17 protein-coding genes are annotated in these 18,909 nt (G+C 57.3%); 15 read left to right on the forward strand and 2 right to left on the reverse strand.

Annotated features, from left to right (window positions below):
* Positions 1-13 precede the first annotated feature (13 nt).
* The gene (gene rpmH, locus AC1Q6I_RS13135) at positions 14-148 is read right to left on the reverse strand and encodes a 50S ribosomal protein L34 (protein ID WP_003213577.1); all 135 of its coding nucleotides are present in this window, start codon (positions 146-148) and stop codon (positions 14-16) included.
* Between the two features lie 585 nt (positions 149-733).
* On the opposite strand from rpmH, the gene dnaA reads away from it, so the two are divergent.
* The 13 genes from dnaA (at position 734) to AC1Q6I_RS13200 (ending at position 14,410) form a co-directional block, all read left to right on the forward strand.
* Positions 734-2,254 carry a chromosomal replication initiator protein DnaA gene (dnaA, locus tag AC1Q6I_RS13140; RefSeq protein WP_102623665.1) on the forward strand — a complete coding sequence of 507 codons (1,521 nt, stop codon included), beginning with the start codon at positions 734-736 and terminating at the stop codon, positions 2,252-2,254.
* A gap of 38 nt (positions 2,255-2,292) precedes the next feature.
* Complete coding sequence (gene dnaN / locus AC1Q6I_RS13145) at positions 2,293-3,396, forward strand: DNA polymerase III subunit beta (protein ID WP_005783345.1); 1,104 nt, start codon at positions 2,293-2,295, stop codon at positions 3,394-3,396.
* 20 nt (positions 3,397-3,416) lie between these two features.
* Positions 3,417-4,520 (forward strand): DNA replication/repair protein RecF, encoded by a 1,104-nt coding sequence (recF, locus tag AC1Q6I_RS13150; RefSeq protein ID WP_102623666.1) that lies wholly within the window; start codon positions 3,417-3,419, stop codon positions 4,518-4,520.
* A gap of 4 nt (positions 4,521-4,524) precedes the next feature.
* Complete coding sequence (gene gyrB, locus AC1Q6I_RS13155) at positions 4,525-6,942, forward strand: DNA topoisomerase (ATP-hydrolyzing) subunit B (RefSeq protein ID WP_024072543.1); 2,418 nt, start codon at positions 4,525-4,527, stop codon at positions 6,940-6,942.
* 419 nt (positions 6,943-7,361) lie between these two features.
* Entirely contained in the window at positions 7,362-8,078 is a 717-nt protein-coding gene (locus AC1Q6I_RS13160) for a helix-turn-helix transcriptional regulator (protein WP_051448857.1), read from the forward strand.
* A gap of 159 nt (positions 8,079-8,237) precedes the next feature.
* Entirely contained in the window at positions 8,238-8,813 is a 576-nt protein-coding gene (locus AC1Q6I_RS13165; RefSeq protein WP_041160802.1) for an acyl-homoserine-lactone synthase, read from the forward strand.
* Positions 8,814-8,948: 135 nt separating this feature from the next.
* Positions 8,949-9,542 (forward strand): NAD(P)H-dependent oxidoreductase, encoded by a 594-nt coding sequence (locus AC1Q6I_RS13170; protein WP_102623667.1) that lies wholly within the window; start codon positions 8,949-8,951, stop codon positions 9,540-9,542.
* A 13-nt stretch (positions 9,543-9,555) separates the two neighbouring features.
* Positions 9,556-10,086 carry a DUF2867 domain-containing protein gene (locus tag AC1Q6I_RS13175; protein ID WP_024072552.1) on the forward strand — a complete coding sequence of 177 codons (531 nt, stop codon included), beginning with the start codon at positions 9,556-9,558 and terminating at the stop codon, positions 10,084-10,086.
* Positions 10,083-11,282 carry an AfsA-related hotdog domain-containing protein gene (locus AC1Q6I_RS13180; RefSeq protein ID WP_102623668.1) on the forward strand — a complete coding sequence of 400 codons (1,200 nt, stop codon included), beginning with the start codon at positions 10,083-10,085 and terminating at the stop codon, positions 11,280-11,282. The genes AC1Q6I_RS13175 and AC1Q6I_RS13180 overlap by 4 nt, the downstream gene beginning before the upstream one ends.
* 13 nt (positions 11,283-11,295) lie before the next feature.
* Positions 11,296-12,444, forward strand: coding sequence for an oxidoreductase (locus AC1Q6I_RS13185; protein WP_024072554.1), 1,149 nt, complete (start codon positions 11,296-11,298; stop codon positions 12,442-12,444).
* Position 12,445: 1 nt separating this feature from the next.
* On the forward strand, positions 12,446-13,216 hold the full coding sequence (locus tag AC1Q6I_RS13190) for an SDR family NAD(P)-dependent oxidoreductase (RefSeq protein WP_069077293.1): 771 nt from the start codon (positions 12,446-12,448) through the stop codon (positions 13,214-13,216).
* A gap of 8 nt (positions 13,217-13,224) precedes the next feature.
* The gene (locus tag AC1Q6I_RS13195) at positions 13,225-13,992 is read left to right on the forward strand and encodes an SDR family NAD(P)-dependent oxidoreductase (protein ID WP_024072556.1); all 768 of its coding nucleotides are present in this window, start codon (positions 13,225-13,227) and stop codon (positions 13,990-13,992) included.
* Positions 13,973-14,410 carry a hypothetical protein gene (locus AC1Q6I_RS13200; protein WP_024072557.1) on the forward strand — a complete coding sequence of 146 codons (438 nt, stop codon included), beginning with the start codon at positions 13,973-13,975 and terminating at the stop codon, positions 14,408-14,410. The genes AC1Q6I_RS13195 and AC1Q6I_RS13200 overlap by 20 nt, the downstream gene beginning before the upstream one ends.
* Before the next feature lie 155 nt (positions 14,411-14,565).
* Here the strand turns inward: AC1Q6I_RS13200 and AC1Q6I_RS13205 are convergent, their stop codons facing one another.
* Positions 14,566-15,288, reverse strand: a complete 723-nt coding sequence (locus AC1Q6I_RS13205; RefSeq protein WP_024072558.1) for a response regulator transcription factor — start codon at positions 15,286-15,288, stop codon at positions 14,566-14,568.
* Positions 15,289-15,581: 293 nt separating this feature from the next.
* Between AC1Q6I_RS13205 and AC1Q6I_RS13210 the strand changes: the two genes are divergently transcribed.
* Both AC1Q6I_RS13210 and AC1Q6I_RS13215 read left to right on the forward strand, forming a co-directional pair.
* Positions 15,582-16,514, forward strand: a complete 933-nt coding sequence (locus AC1Q6I_RS13210) for a FecR family protein (RefSeq protein WP_223817836.1) — start codon at positions 15,582-15,584, stop codon at positions 16,512-16,514.
* Positions 16,515-16,517: 3 nt separating this feature from the next.
* Positions 16,518-18,797: a CHASE2 domain-containing protein gene (locus tag AC1Q6I_RS13215; protein ID WP_024072560.1), complete on the forward strand. Its 2,280-nt coding sequence runs from the start codon at positions 16,518-16,520 to the stop codon at positions 18,795-18,797.
* Positions 18,798-18,909: the final 112 nt, after the last annotated feature.

Genomic DNA, 18,909 nt, shown 5'->3' on the forward strand with positions numbered 1-18,909 from the left:
CAGTACCGGATTATCAAACTGCCAGACGCGCACGACCTTTGGCGCGGCGACGCGACAGGACAGCACGGCCGTTCTTGGTGGCCATGCGAGCACGGAAGCCGTGGGTACGGGCGCGTTTGATGGTGCTTGGTTGGAAAGTACGTTTCATGGCGTTGTTACCTGGTTCGTCCACAACGGGCCGGAATGGCCCCCGTTTTAAGAGACCGGCGATTCTAGAGAAAGCAAGCCTCTAGGTCAATTTCCAACCAGCTTTTCCTTTAATTAGATCTTTGCACGTATCCAGGCCTTTTCTGTCCGCCTGGCTTCCATGGGCAATGCCATAGATATAAAAATAAAGAAGGAAGTTATTTAAAGCTTTTCTGTAAAGCTTATAAAAGCTAGGGAAGCGTTCTTCTGTGGATAACTGCCTTGAGGCCATATTCCACGTGATGTACAGAGAATGACAACACGGGGGAGAAACGGTGCTCTGCCTGTGCTGCGCTGTCGGATAAGCTGTGTGTGGAATGGCTTGTTATCCACAGGCCGGTTACCCACAGACTTTCGACCCCACTTGTACAACGGGCTTAGGTGCGTTTATCCACAGAGCTTATGCACAGACCATCTGTCGCCTTCTTTACGGTTAAGGCATTGATTTTGGCTGGTGTGTGAGCAACCTACATGTGGATAAGTGGGCGGCTGGCCGCTACAATGGCGGCTGTTTTTGCCTCACCGGCTTTCAACTTAGGGGATATCCGTGTCAGTGGAACTTTGGCAGCAGTGCGTGGAGCTTTTGCGCGATGAGCTGCCTGCCCAGCAATTCAACACCTGGATCCGTCCGCTACAGGTCGAAGCCGAAGGCGACGAGTTGCGTGTCTACGCACCCAATCGTTTTGTTCTCGACTGGGTCAACGAGAAGTACCTGAGCCGCGTTCTCGAATTGCTCGATGAGCATGGCAATGGCCTCGCACCCGTGCTCTCCTTATTAATAGGCAGCAAACGCAGCTCGGCGCCTCGCGCTGCGCCGAATGCGCCGTTGGCAGCGAGTGCCTCGCAGGCACAGTCCGCTGTCGCGCTTGTTAATAACTCGCCAGCACCGGTTGCCCCGACGCCTTCAAAATCCTCGTCGCAGAAAAACGCGCCTATAAATGAAGAGCCGTCCCGCGACAGCTTCGACCCAATGGCAGGTGCCAGCTCGCAGCAGGCCCCGGTTCGCGCGGAACAGCGCACTGTGCAGGTGGAAGGCGCGCTCAAGCACACCAGCTACTTGAACCGCACCTTTACCTTCGAGAACTTCGTCGAAGGTAAATCCAACCAGCTGGCCCGGGCGGCCGCCTGGCAAGTGGCCGATAACCCCAAGCATGGTTACAACCCACTCTTCCTTTATGGTGGCGTTGGCTTGGGTAAGACTCACTTGATGCACGCTGTGGGTAACCATCTATTAAAGAAGAACCCGAATGCCAAGGTCGTGTACCTGCACTCGGAGCGCTTCGTGGCTGATATGGTCAAGGCCCTGCAGCTCAATGCGATCAACGAGTTCAAGCGGTTCTACCGTTCCGTTGATGCCTTGTTGATCGATGACATTCAATTCTTCGCCCGCAAGGAACGTTCCCAGGAAGAGTTCTTTCACACCTTCAACGCCCTGCTCGAAGGCGGCCAGCAGGTCATCCTGACCAGCGACCGTTATCCGAAGGAAATCGAAGGCCTGGAAGAACGCCTGAAGTCTCGCTTTGGTTGGGGCCTGACCGTTGCGGTAGAGCCGCCGGAGCTGGAAACCCGCGTTGCGATCCTGATGAAAAAGGCTGACCAGGCGAAGGTCGACCTGCCCCACGACGCCGCATTCTTCATTGCCCAACGCATTCGCTCCAACGTGCGTGAGCTGGAAGGCGCACTCAAGCGGGTGATCGCACACTCGCACTTCATGGGCCGCGACATCACCATCGAGCTGATTCGCGAATCCTTGAAAGACCTGCTGGCACTCCAGGACAAGCTGGTCAGTGTGGATAACATCCAGCGCACCGTGGCGGAGTACTACAAGATCAAGATTTCCGACCTGCTGTCCAAGCGCCGCTCGCGCTCGGTGGCTCGTCCGCGTCAGGTGGCTATGGCACTCTCCAAGGAGTTGACCAACCACAGCCTGCCGGAAATCGGTGATGTGTTTGGCGGTCGCGACCACACCACGGTCTTGCACGCGTGCCGCAAAATCAACGAACTTAAGGAATCCGACGCGGATATTCGCGAGGACTACAAGAACCTGTTGCGTACACTGACTACGTGATGACACCAGCGCAGCTTATTAAGGCAAGGGACTAGACCATGCATTTCACCATTCAACGCGAAGCCCTGTTGAAACCCCTGCAACTGGTCGCAGGCGTCGTCGAGCGCCGACAGACCTTGCCGGTGCTCTCCAACGTATTGCTGGTTGTCGAAGGCCAGCAGTTGTCCTTGACCGGTACCGACCTGGAAGTCGAGCTGGTGGGGCGCGTCCAGCTCGAAGAACCCGCCGAACCTGGCGAGATCACCGTGCCGGCGCGCAAGCTGATGGACATCTGTAAGAGCCTGCCCAACGATGCGCTGATCGACATCAAGGTTGATGAGCAGAAGCTGGTGGTCAAGGCCGGTCGCAGCCGTTTTACGCTGTCTACCTTGCCAGCCAATGATTTCCCCACCGTTGAAGAAGGCCCTGGCTCGCTGACCTGCAGCCTGGAGCAAAGCAAGCTGCGCCGTTTGATCGAGCGCACCAGCTTCGCGATGGCCCAGCAGGACGTGCGTTACTACCTCAACGGCATGCTGCTGGAAGTGTCGGAAGGCATCATCCGTGCCGTGGCCACCGACGGTCATCGTCTGGCAATGTGCTCGATGCGTGCTGATATCGGTCAGCCGGACCGTCACCAGGTGATCGTGCCGCGTAAAGGTATCCTTGAATTGGCACGTTTGCTGACCGAACCGGATGGCAACGTCAGCATTGTCCTGGGTCAGCATCACATCCGCGCGACCACGGGTGAGTTCACCTTCACCTCCAAGCTGGTTGACGGCAAGTTCCCGGATTACGAGCGTGTGCTGCCTAAAGGCGGTGACAAGCTGGTCATCGGCGATCGTCAGGCCCTGCGTGAAGCCTTCAGCCGTACCGCGATTCTGTCGAACGAGAAGTACCGCGGTATCCGCCTGCAATTGGCCAACGGCCAGTTGAAGATCCAGGCCAATAACCCGGAGCAGGAAGAAGCGGAAGAAGAAGTGGGCGTCGACTACAACGGCGGTTCGCTGGAAATCGGCTTCAACGTGAGCTACTTGCTTGATGTGCTGGGCGTGATGACCACGGAACAGGTGCGCCTGATCCTGTCGGACTCCAACAGCAGCGCTCTGGTGCAAGAATCCGATAACGACGACTCGGCTTACGTTGTTATGCCGATGCGCCTGTAATCATGCTCAGCAGAAGCTAGATGTCCCTCAGTCGCGTCTCGGTCACCGCGGTGCGCAATCTGCACCCGGTGACCTTCTCCCCCTCCCCACGCATCAATATCCTCCATGGCGCCAACGGCAGTGGCAAAACCAGCGTGCTGGAGGCCATCCATTTGCTGGGGCTCGCCCGTTCATTCCGCAGTGCTCGACTGTTGCCGGTGATTCAATACGAACAACTGGCGTGCACAGTGTTTGGCCAAGTGGAATTGGCTGAAGGTGGGCACAGCAGCTTGGGGATCTCCCGTGATCGTGGCGGGGAGTTTCAAATTCGCATTGATGGGCAAAATGCTCGCAGTGCGGCGCAACTGGCGGAAATCCTACCGCTGCAATTGATCAACCCAGACAGTTTCCGTTTATTAGAAGGCGCACCGAAGATCCGGCGTCAGTTCCTCGATTGGGGAGTGTTCCACGTGGAACCGCGATTCATGGCCACGTGGCAGCGCCTGCAGAAGGCCCTGCGGCAGCGGAACTCATGGCTGCGGCATGGTACACTTGACGCCGCTTCGCAAGCGGCCTGGGACCGGGAACTGTGCCTGGCCAGCGACGAAATTGATGAATACCGCCGCGCCTATATCAAAGCCTTGAAACCAGTCTTTGAGCAGACCTTGAGTGAGTTGTTGGATCTCGAGGGGCTGACGCTGAGTTACTACCGTGGTTGGGACAAAGATCGCGAGCTGAGTGCAGTGCTCGCCACGTCCTTGCAGCGGGATCAGCAAATCGGCCATACCCAGGCCGGACCCCAACGGGCTGATTTGCGCCTTAGATTAGGCGCACACAATGCCGCGGACATCTTGTCCCGTGGTCAGCAGAAGTTGGTGGTGTGTGCTTTACGGATCGCCCAGGGGCATCTCGTTAGCCAGGCCAGGCGTGGCCAGTGTATTTATCTGGTGGATGACTTGCCGTCCGAACTCGACGAGCAACACCGCCTCGCGTTATGCCGTTTGTTAGAAGAATTACGCTGCCAGGTTTTTATCACCTGTGTAGACCACGAATTATTGAGGGAAGGCTGGCAGACGGAAACGCCAGTCGCTTTGTTCCACGTGGAACAAGGCCGTATCACCCAGACCCACGACCATCGGGAGTGAAGGCATGAGCGAAGAAAACACGTACGACTCGACCAGCATTAAAGTGCTGAAAGGTTTGGATGCCGTACGCAAACGTCCCGGTATGTACATTGGCGACACCGATGATGGTAGCGGTCTGCACCACATGGTGTTCGAGGTGGTCGACAACTCCATCGACGAAGCTCTGGCCGGTCACTGCGACGACATCAGCATCATCATCCACCCGGATGAGTCCATCACCGTGCGCGACAACGGTCGTGGCATTCCGGTAGATGTGCACAAAGAAGAAGGCGTATCGGCGGCAGAGGTCATCATGACCGTGCTCCACGCCGGCGGTAAGTTCGACGACAACTCCTATAAAGTCTCCGGTGGTTTGCACGGTGTGGGTGTGTCGGTAGTGAACGCTCTGTCTGAAGAGCTGATCCTTACTGTTCGCCGTAGCGGCAAAATTTGGGAACAGACCTACGTCCACGGTGTGCCACAAGAACCAATGAAAATTGTTGGCGACAGTGAGTCCACCGGTACCCAGATTCATTTCAAGCCTTCGGCTGACACCTTCAAGAATATCCACTTCAGCTGGGACATCCTGGCCAAGCGTATTCGTGAACTGTCCTTCCTCAACTCCGGTGTTGGCATCGTCCTCAAGGATGAGCGTAGCGGCAAGGAAGAGCTGTTCAAGTACGAAGGTGGTCTGCGTGCATTCGTTGAATACCTGAACACCAACAAGACTGCGGTCAACCAGGTGTTCCATTTCAACATCCAGCGTGAAGACGGCATCGGCGTGGAAATCGCGTTGCAGTGGAACGACAGCTTCAACGAGAACCTGTTGTGCTTTACCAACAACATTCCACAGCGCGACGGTGGTACTCACCTGGTGGGTTTCCGTTCCGCGCTGACGCGTAACCTGAATACTTATATCGAAGCTGAAGGCCTGGCGAAGAAACACAAAGTCGCCACTACCGGTGATGACGCCCGTGAAGGCTTGACCGCAATTATCTCGGTAAAAGTGCCGGACCCTAAGTTCAGCTCCCAGACCAAGGACAAGCTGGTCTCTTCCGAAGTGAAGACAGCAGTGGAACAGGAGATGGGCAAATACTTCTCCGACTTCCTGCTGGAAAACCCGAACGAAGCCAAGCTGGTTGTCGGCAAGATGATCGATGCGGCACGTGCCCGTGAAGCGGCGCGTAAGGCCCGTGAGATGACTCGTCGTAAAGGCGCGTTGGATATCGCCGGCTTGCCCGGCAAACTGGCTGACTGCCAGGAGAAGGACCCTGCCCTTTCCGAACTGTACCTGGTGGAAGGTGACTCTGCTGGCGGTTCCGCCAAGCAGGGTCGTAACCGTCGCACCCAGGCCATCCTGCCGTTGAAGGGTAAGATCCTCAACGTTGAGAAAGCCCGCTTCGACAAGATGATTTCCTCCCAGGAAGTCGGCACCTTGATCACAGCCTTGGGCTGCGGTATTGGTCGCGAGGAATATAACATCGACAAGCTGCGTTACCACAACATCATCATCATGACCGATGCTGACGTCGACGGTTCGCACATCCGTACCCTGCTGCTGACCTTCTTCTTCCGTCAGTTGCCGGAGTTGATCGAGCGCGGCTACATCTACATCGCCCAGCCGCCACTGTACAAAGTGAAAAAAGGCAAGCAAGAGCAATACATCAAAGACGACGACGCCATGGAAGAGTACATGACGCAGTCGGCCCTGGAAGACGCGAGCCTGCACTTGAACGACGAAGCACCGGGTATTTCCGGTGAGGCGTTGGAGCGTCTGGTAAACGACTTCCGCATGGTGATGAAGACCCTCAAGCGTTTGTCGCGCCTGTACCCTCAGGAGCTGACCGAGCACTTCATCTACCTGCCGGCTGTGAGCCTGGAGCAGCTGGGCGATCATGCCCACATGCAGGATTGGCTGGCTCAGTACGAGGTGCGCCTGCGCACCGTCGAGAAGTCTGGCCTGGTGTACAAGGCCAGCCTGCGTGAAGACCGTGAACGTAACGTTTGGCTGCCAGAGGTCGAGCTGATCTCCCACGGCCTGTCGAACTACGTCACCTTCAACCGCGACTTCTTCGGCAGCAATGACTACAAGACCGTGGTAACCCTGGGCGCGCAACTGAGCACCCTGCTGGACGACGGTGCTTATATTCAACGCGGCGAACGCAAGAAGCAGGTCAAGGAATTCAAGGAAGCCCTCGACTGGCTGATGGCTGAAAGCACCAAGCGCCACACCATCCAGCGATACAAAGGTCTGGGCGAGATGAACCCGGATCAACTGTGGGAAACCACCATGGACCCAGCTCAGCGCCGCATGCTGCGTGTGACCATCGAAGACGCCATTGGCGCAGACCAGATCTTCAACACCCTGATGGGTGATGCGGTCGAGCCACGTCGTGACTTCATCGAAAGCAATGCCCTGGCGGTGTCCAACCTGGACTTCTGATCAGGTGGAGGTTCTCAGAATAAATGAGAGCTTTCACAAATAGATGACTCAAGCTTGTCAGCTCAACTGACTGAAAAAGCCAACGTTTTTAAACGTTGGCTTTTTTGTCTTTAAAAACAGAGATTTTTAGCGCTGTTGTAGTTATCGGCAGCGGGGCCAATTCGGTGGTGACGCCATCACAGGGTTCAGGTAACAGAACGTCTCAAACTTCCCAACGCTCGGTCACCAACTGTCAATGAATTGTTCCAGCTCAATGATTTCCCGCCGCAGTCAGGCTACCCTTGCCTAGCGGCAGTAATCCCAATACCGATCACTGGTCTGGCAAGTTACCAAGCAGTAGCAGCACTACCCTGTGTCATGAGTGCGTCCGAAAGTGATAGTCGGCGCAGATAGAGCGTAACAAGGTCAATTCAAGGAGAATGACAGTGAAGTGGATGGATGACCTGTTACACACGATCGACAATGCCCAAACTGAAGCTGAATTGTTGGACCGGATAGTAAGCACTGCAAGACACCTAGGGTTCGACTATTGCGCCTATGGGATCCGAATACCTATACCCGTCACCCGCCCTGCGGTCGTGATGAGCAACAATTTTCAGCCTTCGTGGCGACAACGCTATGCCCAGTGCGAATACATTGCCGTGGACCCGACAGTGCAACACTGCACGAAATCGACGATACCGATTGTCTGGGACGAGCAAATAACCCAGCAAACCCCGCAGATGTGGGAGGAAGCCCGCGCAGCCGGACTGGTCCATGGTTGGGCTCAATCCTGTCTGGACGGCCGCGGCAGCGGCGGCATGCTGACACTGGCGCGCCCCAGCGACGCTATTACTGCGCAAGAGCTCGCATCCAATCAAAAATACATGCGGTTTTTGGTGAATGTCGCCCATCAGGGGTTCTTGCGAGTACTGACACCGCAGTGGCAATTACCGCAGGAAAAATCGCTGTCGCGGCGCGAATGTGAAGTCCTTAAGTGGGCGGCCGACGGCAAGACTGCCTACGAGATCGGTTTGATCCTCTCGCTATCGCGGGAAACCATCAAGTTTCACCTGCGCAATGCAGGCTCGAAACTGGGCGTCCATAACTGCACCGCTACCGTAGTGCGCGCCACTACACTGGGCTTGCTCGTCTGAGACACCACTCATGTGTGCACCGCTGAAGCGTTAACGGCGCCGAGTGAGAACAACAACAATAATACTCGCACGTTGAAGACGCACCTGCCCAAAAGAGCAGTACCTAAGCATTCGATTATTCTGCTGAATTATCCCTCGATTATTTGCCGAGGGTTCCTCATGTATATGACCACGGGTACGCGCCTTACATTACCAATAGAACTGTGGCAGGCCCTGCTGCGATATCGCTATCGCGTATTTGTCGAGAAACTTGGATGGCATCTGGACTGTGCGATCGGTGAGGAGCTGGATCAATTCGATCGCGACGACACGGTATACGTGATCGCCCATCAAGGCCCGCGCATCGTCGGCGTAGCGCGGTTGCTGCCCACACACAAGCCCTATCTGCTGGGAGAAGTTTTTCCCCAGGTGCTCGGCGACCAGGCACTCCCTCATTCCGCGGACATCTGGGAAATCTCCCGTTTTGCCGCCGTCGACCTGCAACAACAGACCTTCACTGGCCATTCAATGTCATCGCCGAACGCCGTGGCGCTGCTGCACGAAGTGCTCAAGGTCGCGGCTCGCCACGAGGTTCGCCAATTGATCACGGTATCTCCGCCCGGGATCGCCCGATTGTTGCGCAAAGCGGGCTTCGACGCTCATTGCGGGGAAAAGCTGACCGTGATCGAAGGGCAAAAGATCATGGCCAACTGGATCAGGGTACCGCCCAGCCTTGTTGATCGAGAAGTGGCCTGAAGCACTACGAATGGCCTGCCGCTGCCGGCAAATTGGGCAAGCCGCCTCCCCAAAAGGTTAGGTTACAACTTCAGGCCCCTGTTCTTAAATAGCGCTGCATCGGCATTTCAACCATATAAAGGACATGGGCCCTACATGAAAAAAGTCATTGTCATTTCGGGGCATCCGGATCTCTCGGTTTCCCGCGTCAATATCGCGATCATGAGCAAGATCAGCCATCGTGGCGTCAAGGTCCATAGCCTGTCTTGCGCGGTAACGCCCACCGGGTTCGATGTTCGTGCAGAGCAGGCGTTGCTCGATGCCCATGACCGCATCGTGTTGCTGTTTCCGTTGTATTGGTATTCCTGCCCGGCAATCATGAAACAGTGGATCGATGAAGTGTTCACCCCCGGCTATGCCTACGCACGCGGTGGCGACAAGCTCAAGAACAGGGAGTTCATGATCGTCACCACAGTGGGGGCGCCATCCACAGGCTACCGCGCTGGCGGGTTCAACCGTTACACACTGGATGAATTGCTCAGGCCTTTGCAGCAGACGGTGGCGTACGTCAAAGGTATCTACCTGCCTGTCGTCGGGGTTTACGAATCGGTATTCATCGACGACGAATCAATTGACGTCATCGCTCAGAATGTCGCCGAACAGGTCATTGAGGACCAGGCATCCGCCGACCAGCTCTACGAAAACATGCTATTGCAGGCCGAGCAGGCGCAAATCGCCCTGCTGCAATAAGGTGTCATCCATCATGAAGACGCCAAACGCCCAGATCCCACCGTGCGCCAGCCTGGTGGCCGAGCACCATGAGCTAGGTTTTCTGCATTCGGCCAGCGCGATCATCGACACCGAATCCACGGTATTCGAACTGTATTGCCTGATGACGGCCGCGACGCCCGCCTGGCTCAAAGGTGCGTTCAGGCTGCGCGACAGCATCTCGCAGCACTTTCACGTCGAGAAGATCGGCGGGTTCTCGGGCGTCACACCAGAGTGCGTCCCGACGGTCGGCGAAAAGCTCGATTTCTTCACCATCGAGGCCCTCAGCGCACACAAGCTGGTACTGACCTCACGCGATACCCATCTGGCGGTCATGGTCTCGATCGATACAACACTCACGCAACCGCGTTGCCTGCATATCACCACCTCCGTCAAGACCTTCAATACTTTCGGCCGCCTCTACATGCTGCCGGTGGCGCCGGTACATGGGCCCATCATTAAGCTTTTGCTGTCCCGTCTCCCCCTACATTCCCCAATTCGCTCACTTGGAGATCGCAACCCATGAACTGCGCAGACTTGATTGACCCCCATCTGTTGCACAAAGACAGCCCCAAGGATGTCCTGATCGCTCGACCAAGGCTGATTCTGCCCAGTTTTCTCAGTACTACGATTGGTGCAGAAATACTGGCTGGCAACGCGCAGGATCAGGCCCTGTTCGAGGCGCTGTACAGTGCGCAAGATGACCAGTATGTGCTGCGCTATCTGCCCTTGAAAATCAGTGCGGAACAGGCGAGCACACTCTCCACCTTCGAGATCCGCCTGACTGATTTCTATACCGAGTGCGGCGACCACTTCATCCTCACGGCTGAATTCATCCCCCTGCAGGCCCAACGCTACCTTGCCCAGCATTTTCAGGGCGGTGACGCCGAAATACCGTCCGACCAGGTATTACGCATGATCGAGTGCCTTGAAGCGCTCGCGCAGTGGGATAAGGCCAGGCAGGGGTCTTATCTGTTGATCAATGACACCAAGAATTACTACTTCTATAACAAGCAGCACGAACATGTGCCGGGTCTGATGTTGATCGAGGTGGCCAGGCAAGCCATGTACTACTACGTCTACAACTACTTGGGGCACCGGCGCGGCGCAGTTTCCATTTCCATCGAAGACTTGCGCATTTCCTTCAATGCCTACACCGAATCGGCCTATGAAGTCGAAATCGTGGTGCAGCAGGCCCAGGGCCTCAGGCGATCACAACCCAAGTCCATCGACAAGTGCGCGAACTTCTATCAGAACGGTCGGCTGGTGTCGCGTCTTTGGCTGCAAGGCGCAGTGATCAAGTTACCGCTGTTCAAACGCATGCGCTCGTTGAACTACCCTCAGGATCATTGGTTTACCCCTTCCGATCGCTTGCCCAAGAACATCCTCGTGCATCACGCCGATAGCGTGTTGCAAGCCAGGCTGAGCCTGCTCTCGGTACTGGGAGTGCTGGTGACTCATCAAGCCGGGGCCATCGATTGGAGCACGGTCAGTACCGTATCGCTCTACATCGAAGGGGGTGGTTTCCTCAGCCTGCCAGTTGCTTCGACCTGCTCCACCGGCGAATCCGACCAGCGGGTGCTGGTGTTCGGTAAGTTGTCCAAGGACCAGGCCAGCGAACTCCGTGAAACGATCAAGTGCCACTGCTTCTTTGCCGGGCAGATGCGATGGGCCGCGGCCTCTTCACCAGCCCCTCTGGCCCACGAGCAAATCGTGGCATGAGGATCGTTCGCCCATGAGCTATGAGCTTTCACAACGCCCACTGGTGATCGGTAAGAGCGTTTCGCTGAAAAACCGATTGTATTTCGCCCCGATGGGCATCGACCTGGCCACCTCGGACGGTTCGCTGTCCGAAGAAATGCTCACTTTCTATCAACATGTGATCGACGGTGGCTGCGCCATGGTGGTACTGGGCAACTCCTCCATAGCGCCCTCCACGCGCCTGCATGCGCGAGGCCTGTGCCTGCACAGCGATGCCAACCTGGAAAAGCTCGCGCCGCTGGTGGAGTACGGCCACCAGCGGGACTGTCCGGTGGTGGTGCAACTTCAGCATTACGGAGCCCAAGGTGGCACGCAGATCAGCGGCCAACCGCTGCTTTGCCCGAGCCGCAGTGCGTTATCCGGTAGCAGTGGTGCCGATCTGTTGGTAGAGATGAGTGTTGAGGACATCGACGCTGTCTGCGATCAGTTTGCCCAAGCGGCTCTGCGTGCCAGACAGGCCGGCGCCAAAATGGTCCAGCTCCAGGCATCCAACGGCTATCTGCTGAGCAGTTTTCTATCGCCCTGGACCAACCATCGGCGTGACGCCTATGGCGCCAGCCCGCTCAAGCGAGCGCGGTTCCTGCTGGAAGTCATCGACCGCATTCATAGGGTTACCGCTGGAGACCTGGAGGTTTCCGTGCGCCTGGGCATCGATGATTGTCTGGGCACCAGCGGGCAGCAACCGGAACTGCTCGAGGACGTAGTGGCTGCTCTGGCGGACGCCGGGACGTCGGCAATCATGTGCTCGATCACCATCAAGGAAACCTTCCGCTACATGCTTTCTGCCCATCCTGAGATTCAGCGACAGTTCGTCGAAGGGGTGCGGCTGATCAAGTCGTTCACCTCGCTCCCGGTCGGCTATGCCGGTTTCATTGGCTCGCTGCAGGAGGCAGAAGATCAACTGCGGCTGGGTCACTGTGATCTGGTCGGCATGAGCCGAGCCCTTTTTGCCGATAACGACCTGATCAGCAAGTCGCTCGCCGGCCATGAGGATCAGGTCCAGCAATGCCGGTTTGACGGTAACTGCTTTCGAGACAAGAGCAATCCGCAACTCGATCGGGTGTATTGCTGCGTGAATGAGCATTACAAGCGGCCCGCTCACATCCATTACGGGAATCAATAACATGGAATTTCAAGACAAGAACGTCGTCATCACCGGCGGAGCAAGCGGTATCGGCCTAGCCGTGGCAAAGCAACTGGCCGGAGCGGGCGCGCGGCTGTTCCTGATGAGCAGAAACGAGCAAAAGGCTGCCGCCGCTCTGGAGATACTCGGGGCTTCGGCGCAGTTCATCTTTTGCGATGTAGCGTCGGAAACTTCAGTAGCCGAAGCCTTCGGGAAGGTGGCTGGCGAGGTTGATCAGTTGCACTACGCCATCAACAACGCAGGCATTACCGCCCCCTACGCGCCGATCGCGACAATCCAGCCGCAGGACTGGAACAGGGTCATCCACACCAACCTGAACGGCCCCCTTTACTGCCTGCAAAAAGAACTGGCATTGATCAGCCAGTACCCCGATGGAGCGATCGTCAATGTTTCCTCGTGCGCTGGCGTGATGCCGATGGCCAATCAGGCGGCCTACGTCGCCAGCAAGACAGCGCTCAATGCCTTGACGCAGGTCGCCGCCATGGAGAATGCCTGCGACAGCGATTCCGGCTTTGCCGTGCGCGTCAACGCCGTAGCGCCCGGGCCGACACTGGGAGGTATGAACTCTCCGGAACGGCTGGCTGCCCATCCGGAAAACACCCAGCGCAAGCGTGACGTGACGGCCATGAAGCGCTTTGCCCAGCCAGAGGAAATCGCCGATGCGATCATGTTTTTGCTGAGCAAGAGATCCAGCTATATCACCGGCACAGTGCTCAGCGCCGATGGCGGCTATCACATCGGCAAATTCTAGGGGTAATCATGGCTAGCATATTGATCACCGGTGTAAGCACCGGTATCGGCAACGCCCTGGCACGCTATCACCTGGCCAGGGGCGACGAGGTGCTCGCGGTGTCACGAAATCCTGCGGCCAATATCCCGCCACAGGAGCACTTCCACTTTATGCGGTGCGATTTGACCGATATCGAGCGCGCACCGGCAATCTTGCAGACGTTACTATCGCGCACCCCTGCCCCGGTAGAGACCGTCTACCTGAATGCGGGACGGTTCGGCGGCGCGCCCCAACTGGCCACGCAGACCTCGATGCAGGAGTTCAATAGCGTCTTGGCGCTCAACCTGGGCGCCGTAAAAATGGTCCTGGATATTATGCTGAGTGCGACGCCGCCCCCCAGTACCGTGGTCTTCTCATCATCGATTTCGGCACTGCGCCAACGTGCGGGGATGCTCTCATATTCCGTATCCAAGGCAGCGTTGAATGCTCTGGCAAAAATCTATCAATTGGAAAACCCACACACATTCTTTGCAGTTCTGGGGCTCTGCAACGTCCAGACGACTGTGGCGCGGACCATCATGGCGGCGGATGAACGTTTCAGCGATCTTGTCGCGCTGCGGCAACGAGCGGCAGTTCCCGGCTACATCGTCGACGCCGACTCCCGCGCTGGGCATATTGTCCAGGTTTTGGCCGAGCGCCATCGTAATGGACTGAAATCGGGAGAGTTCCAAGAAATTCGCGACTTGCTGAACCAACCACTCAAGGAGGAGACCCGCAATGACCCAATCCACACATGAGAAAATCGTACGCGTTGGCGCTATATACGACATTCTTGCAATGGCCCCATTCGCCTTGCCGATGGTGTCCGTCTGGGCCTATTCAATGATCCAATGGGTCGATCAACAACTGGGCTTCAACAGCCGCTTCTCGACGCTCGACCCCACGGCCATGTTCCTGCTCAACATCGGCGCCTGGGCATACCTTGTGTGGGGCTTTGTGCGTTGGCGAGCCCCCACACGCGAACATGCCCGTCTCAGCGCCTTGCTGCGCGTGATCGTAGTGGTACTGCAGGTATTGGCCGTCAGCGGTGGCGCTTCGCCTTTCTTGCTGGTGCTGGGTGTCGTTCAACTGTTGCTGGCGGTACTGGAGTTTTCCCACAGATTATTCGAGCGCAACGTCGCTAAACCCACCCGAGAAGGGGCCCGTTCTTACTGATGGTTGGCGCCGATGCCGAGTTGACCCAGTTGCCGAGATTTCACCGATCGGTCAATCCCGGGGTCGGCATCAACACGACAATCCTGTTGGAACCGAGAACGGCCTGGACTGCTCAGGCCGTTTTTTAAAATGCTCCACGTGGAACATCGTGATTTTCAGCGTTGAGTCGCCGGCGCCACACTCTCCAACCGATACCCATACCCATAGATGGTCAACAGCTGCCAACCCCGGTCGGCCGTCAGGCCAAGCTTGTTACGCAGCCGATAGATATGCGTATCCAACGGTCTTGAAGAGACCATTTCCTCATGGCTCCAGAACCGCTCATAGAGGTACTCTCGGGAAAGCGGCCGTGCCAGATTGGCAAACAAGCAACTGGCCAATCGGTACTCGCGTTCGGTCAGGTTGATTGGTTTGCCCGCACGGGTAACAGTGAGTTCGGCGTCATCGAAGGTCAGGTCGTTGAAGCTTTGTACTTCGTTGTTCGCGGACTTCTGAAAACCATGCCGACGCAAAACGGCGGTGACTCGCGCTTTGAGCTCATTGGGTCGAAAGGGTTTGCTGACGTAATCATCGGCGCCGCTGTTGAGCGCAGTGACAATATCGCTCTCGGCATCACGGCTGGTCAGCATGATGACCGCGGGGGGCGCTTCCATGTGTTCGCGTGTCCAGCGCAGTATCGCGATGCCACTGATATCAGGCAATTGCCAGTCGAGTATCAGCAGGTCAAAGGTTTCGCGGCGCAGTTGGCGCAGCAGGTCTTCACCGCGTTCGAAGCAATGCAGAGACCAGGGCTGTTCCGTGATACTGGGGATTTGTCGCAGTGTCTGTTCCACCCGCCGCAGTTCAGCGGGTTCGTCATCCAGTATTGCGACACGCATGTCGAAGGTCCTTTCTTCTAATATTAGGCAGCCGACGGCCTTGGATATATGGCACATACTGCACAGTTGCCGGCCTCTGAATCTGAAGAATTGTGGTCAGATTCAACGCCCCCTTGGAACTCTCGGTACGCTGATATCAAAGGGCCGTTAAGCCATTGAAAGTCCTCGATACCCAGGTGGGAAAGATACCGGCTCCCGATCGTAAGTAAAAGGATCAGCCGACAGGTACGCTGCCGCCAACACCTGCGCGTTGATGTCAGATGCCTTCTGGAACCCATACCTTAATGAGCACCATGACCCTCTCTCCCCGCGCGACGCGCCGTACCCTCCCCGCCCTGTTGATCCTGGTAGCTTCGGCCAGCGCCGGTGCCAAGACGCGTCCCCCCTACCTCGATGATGATTTTCTTTGCCGTGCGCAACCTTTGCCGGCCGTCGTCCAGCATGTCACCGGGGATGCCTGGAAACTCGACCCGCGAGGCAAGGCAATGCCTTTGCAGGAAGGCATGACCATCGATGAGCAGGAGGGTGTGAAGACATCGGCGTCGGCGTTTGTCAGCCTGTCGTTGGGGGATGGCTCGCGGCTGGTGCTGCCCTCCAGTTCCCAGGTGCGCTTGCGCCTGGTCGAGAAGCGGTCGATTCCGCAGGTCATACTCGAACAAGGCCAGGTTGAAGCGTATGTGATCAAGCGAGCCAGTGATTACGACCGGTTCCAGATCATCACCCCTGTCGGTGTGTTGGGTGTGCGAGGCACGCACTTTCGAGTACGTGATGACGGTGAACAGTCCATGCTGGAGGTGCTTGATGGTCAGGTGGCGGTCAATCGCGCCCTGAAAACCGCGCCTGCCGAAGCAGAGGTCAAGGTCGATGGCCGGCAAGGCCTGCTGTTCAAGCAACAAGGTGATCTTCACCCCGTTGAGTTACTGTCCGCGCCCAGGCTTATCGGCCAGGATGGGCAGAAAGGTGATGCGCCGGTCTGGCGTTTGTACCTGCGACCGTTGCCCGGTGCCCGGCGGTATCGCGCCCAAGTGGCGACTGATAAAGCCTTTATGAACATCCAGCAGGAAAACTTTTCCAGTGAGCCGAAAATGAGCTTCACTGGGCTCAAGGCATCGTTCTATCACGTTCGTGTATCGGCGTATGACGAGCATGGCCTGGAAGGAGAAACCGGGGTCTATGACATCTTCTACTACCCGCCCGCCACGCAGGCGCAGGCTTCCGGTGGCTGACCAATGATGTTCTGGCGCAAGGCCGAGAAACGCCAACCCACCCATGCCCAACGCCTGTTCCACGGGTTGGTCCGCGAGTGGTTGTGGATCGGTTTACTGTTGCTGCCGATCACGGCCTATCTGTCCTTGAGCCCCGGCCTCGCCCTGAACAATCCGTTGTATGACAGCCTGCGCCGTCTTACCCCCTTACCCGTTGACCCACGCATCTTGCTGGTAACAATTGATGACGCGAGCTTGAAAAAGCTCGGCCAATGGCCCTGGCCACGCAGCTTGCACGCCGACTTGATCGATCGCCTGAGTGCCGCGCAACCGGCAGGCATTCTGTTTGATGTGATCTTCAGCGAGCCCGGCAACGCTGCCAACGACAAACGCCTGGCCGAGGCAGTGTGCAACGCGGGGAATGTGCTGTTGCCACTGGTGCGCGAGGGCACCGCCAGCTACAGCGAGCCAGGGGAGCAGATGCTGCCGCTGCTCAAATGCGCCAAGGGCGTTGGGCATATTAATGTTGAGGCGGACAGCGACGGCGTGGTGCGCAGCCTGTACATGCGTGAAGGACCGCCTGCAGCCACCGCCGCGCAGTTGGCGTGGTTGGCGTACCAGTTGAGCGGCGAAGCCCAGGCCATGCCGGGGGAGCCCCAGGATTCAAGTGCTCAAACCTGGCATCGCGAGCACGCCATCCGTATCCCTTTCATCGCGCCGCACACTCATTTTCCCAGCGTGTCCTACGTCAGCGTATTACATGGTGAAGTCCCTTCCGAACTGCTACGTAATCGCCTGATCCTGGTGGGGGCTACCGCTTCGGGGATGGGTGACCGGTTCGTTACACCCCTCTCCTCCACCGTGGGCACGACCGCGGGGGTGGAGATCCAGGCCAACGTGCTCAATGGCTTGCTGCAAGGGCGCAGCATTGTCGATCTGCCTGGCTGGTTGGCGGCAACGATGGCGACGTTCCTGGTGGCGTTGTTGCTCGGCCTGCTGCTGTACCGGCCGCGCTATGCATTGTGGATGACGTTGGGCTGCATGGCGGTTGCGCTGCTCGGTTCCTGGGCGTTGTTACGCCTGGGGCACTGGTGGTCGCCGGCGGCCTGCCTGATTGGCCTGCTGTTGAGTTACCTGATCTGGAATTGGCGCCGCTTGAGTGTGATCCTCGCCTATTTCGGCTGGGAACTGGCGCGGCTGGATAACGAACCCAAAGTACTGCCCGAACGCCGTCGCGCGCCGGCCAGCAAGGGGGATGTGTTGCAGGCGCGTATCTTCGCCCTTGAGCAAGCTGTCGGTCGTACGCGGGACACTCGCCGCTTTATGGCCGATGGCCTGGAGTGCCTGCCGGTGGCGACGCTGATCACCGACCCCAAAGGCAACATCCTGCTGGCTAACCGCATCGCCCGCGATGTGTTCGGTAATGACCTGGTCAGCGAAAACCTTCTCGAACAACTCGCTGACCTGGGGTATCCACCGTTGCATAACGGCGTGCGACCCGCGCTTGCGGCGCTCGAACTCGTCGAGTTCCGCGACATTCATCAACGCAGCCTGCGAATGGAACTTGCGCCGCTGTTGCCCGCCGACGGTGACGTCGCACTCGGATGGCTACTGAGCCTGACAGACCTGAGTAAGGAACGTGAGGCCCAGCAGCACCGCGAGACGATGCTGCGCTTCCTCTCTCACGACTTGCGCGCACCCCACTCGGCGATCCTCGCGCTGTTGGATGTGCACAATGGTGAGTCGCCCGTATTCGCCCAGATCGAGCAACAGGTTCGACGTGCCTTGAGCCTCACCGAGTCCTTCGTGCAATTGGCCAAGGCGGAAGCTGACGGCTACCAATTCCAGCCGACGCTGTTCGCCATGCTGGTGATGGATGCCTTCGACCAGGTGGCGCTGATTGCGCAGCTCAAGGGCATTCACTTGGTCCATGACCTCGACGAGGCGGACGAAGGCATGGTTTCAGCCGATCAATCGTTGCTCACGCGTTCGTTGTTCAACGTGCTGGAGAATGCGATCAAGTATTCCCCGTCCGGTACCACGGTAAGGTTGAGACACAGCAGCGCACAAGGCTGGTTGGAATGCCGCATCAGCGACCAGGGCCCGGGGATTGCCGCTGAAGATTTACCCGAGCTGTTCAGCCAGTATCGGCGCTTCGAGTCCGCTCAAGGCAGTGAAGGTCTTGGATTGGGGCTGACCATGGTCAAGGCCGTTGTAGAGCGCCATGGTGGCCTTATCAGGTGTGAAAGTGTGGTAGGCAAAGGCACCACATTCAGCCTGCAACTGCCCTTGTTGGAAGACTGACCCACGTACTATTCGGCTGTGTATAAAAAACCGGTCTCAAGGACCGGTTTTTTACTGCGCAAAAAACTTATGCACGTTTTTATGGATTTTATGATGCGGGGAAATATGTAAT

Source organism: Pseudomonas sp. MPR-R2A5 (assembly GCF_058793055.1).

Bases quoted from the DNA above. Each gene is read 5' to 3' on its own strand.
- rpmH (WP_003213577.1), bottom strand. From the start codon at position 148: ATGAAACGTACTTTCCAACCAAGCACCATCAAACGCGCCCGTACCCAC.
- dnaN (WP_005783345.1), top strand. From the start codon at position 2,293: ATGCATTTCACCATTCAACGCGAAGCCCTGTTGAAACCCCTGCAACTG.
- recF (WP_102623666.1), top strand. From the start codon at position 3,417: ATGTCCCTCAGTCGCGTCTCGGTCACCGCGGTGCGCAATCTGCACCCG.
- gyrB (WP_024072543.1), top strand. From the start codon at position 4,525: ATGAGCGAAGAAAACACGTACGACTCGACCAGCATTAAAGTGCTGAAA.
- AC1Q6I_RS13160 (WP_051448857.1), top strand. From the start codon at position 7,362: ATGACAGTGAAGTGGATGGATGACCTGTTACACACGATCGACAATGCC.
- AC1Q6I_RS13165 (WP_041160802.1), top strand. From the start codon at position 8,238: ATGTATATGACCACGGGTACGCGCCTTACATTACCAATAGAACTGTGG.
- AC1Q6I_RS13170 (WP_102623667.1), top strand. From the start codon at position 8,949: ATGAAAAAAGTCATTGTCATTTCGGGGCATCCGGATCTCTCGGTTTCC.
- AC1Q6I_RS13175 (WP_024072552.1), top strand. From the start codon at position 9,556: ATGAAGACGCCAAACGCCCAGATCCCACCGTGCGCCAGCCTGGTGGCC.
- AC1Q6I_RS13180 (WP_102623668.1), top strand. From the start codon at position 10,083: ATGAACTGCGCAGACTTGATTGACCCCCATCTGTTGCACAAAGACAGC.
- AC1Q6I_RS13185 (WP_024072554.1), top strand. From the start codon at position 11,296: ATGAGCTATGAGCTTTCACAACGCCCACTGGTGATCGGTAAGAGCGTT.
- AC1Q6I_RS13190 (WP_069077293.1), top strand. From the start codon at position 12,446: ATGGAATTTCAAGACAAGAACGTCGTCATCACCGGCGGAGCAAGCGGT.
- AC1Q6I_RS13195 (WP_024072556.1), top strand. From the start codon at position 13,225: ATGGCTAGCATATTGATCACCGGTGTAAGCACCGGTATCGGCAACGCC.
- AC1Q6I_RS13200 (WP_024072557.1), top strand. From the start codon at position 13,973: ATGACCCAATCCACACATGAGAAAATCGTACGCGTTGGCGCTATATAC.
- AC1Q6I_RS13205 (WP_024072558.1), bottom strand. From the start codon at position 15,288: ATGCGTGTCGCAATACTGGATGACGAACCCGCTGAACTGCGGCGGGTG.
- AC1Q6I_RS13210 (WP_223817836.1), top strand. From the start codon at position 15,582: ATGACCCTCTCTCCCCGCGCGACGCGCCGTACCCTCCCCGCCCTGTTG.
- AC1Q6I_RS13215 (WP_024072560.1), top strand. From the start codon at position 16,518: ATGATGTTCTGGCGCAAGGCCGAGAAACGCCAACCCACCCATGCCCAA.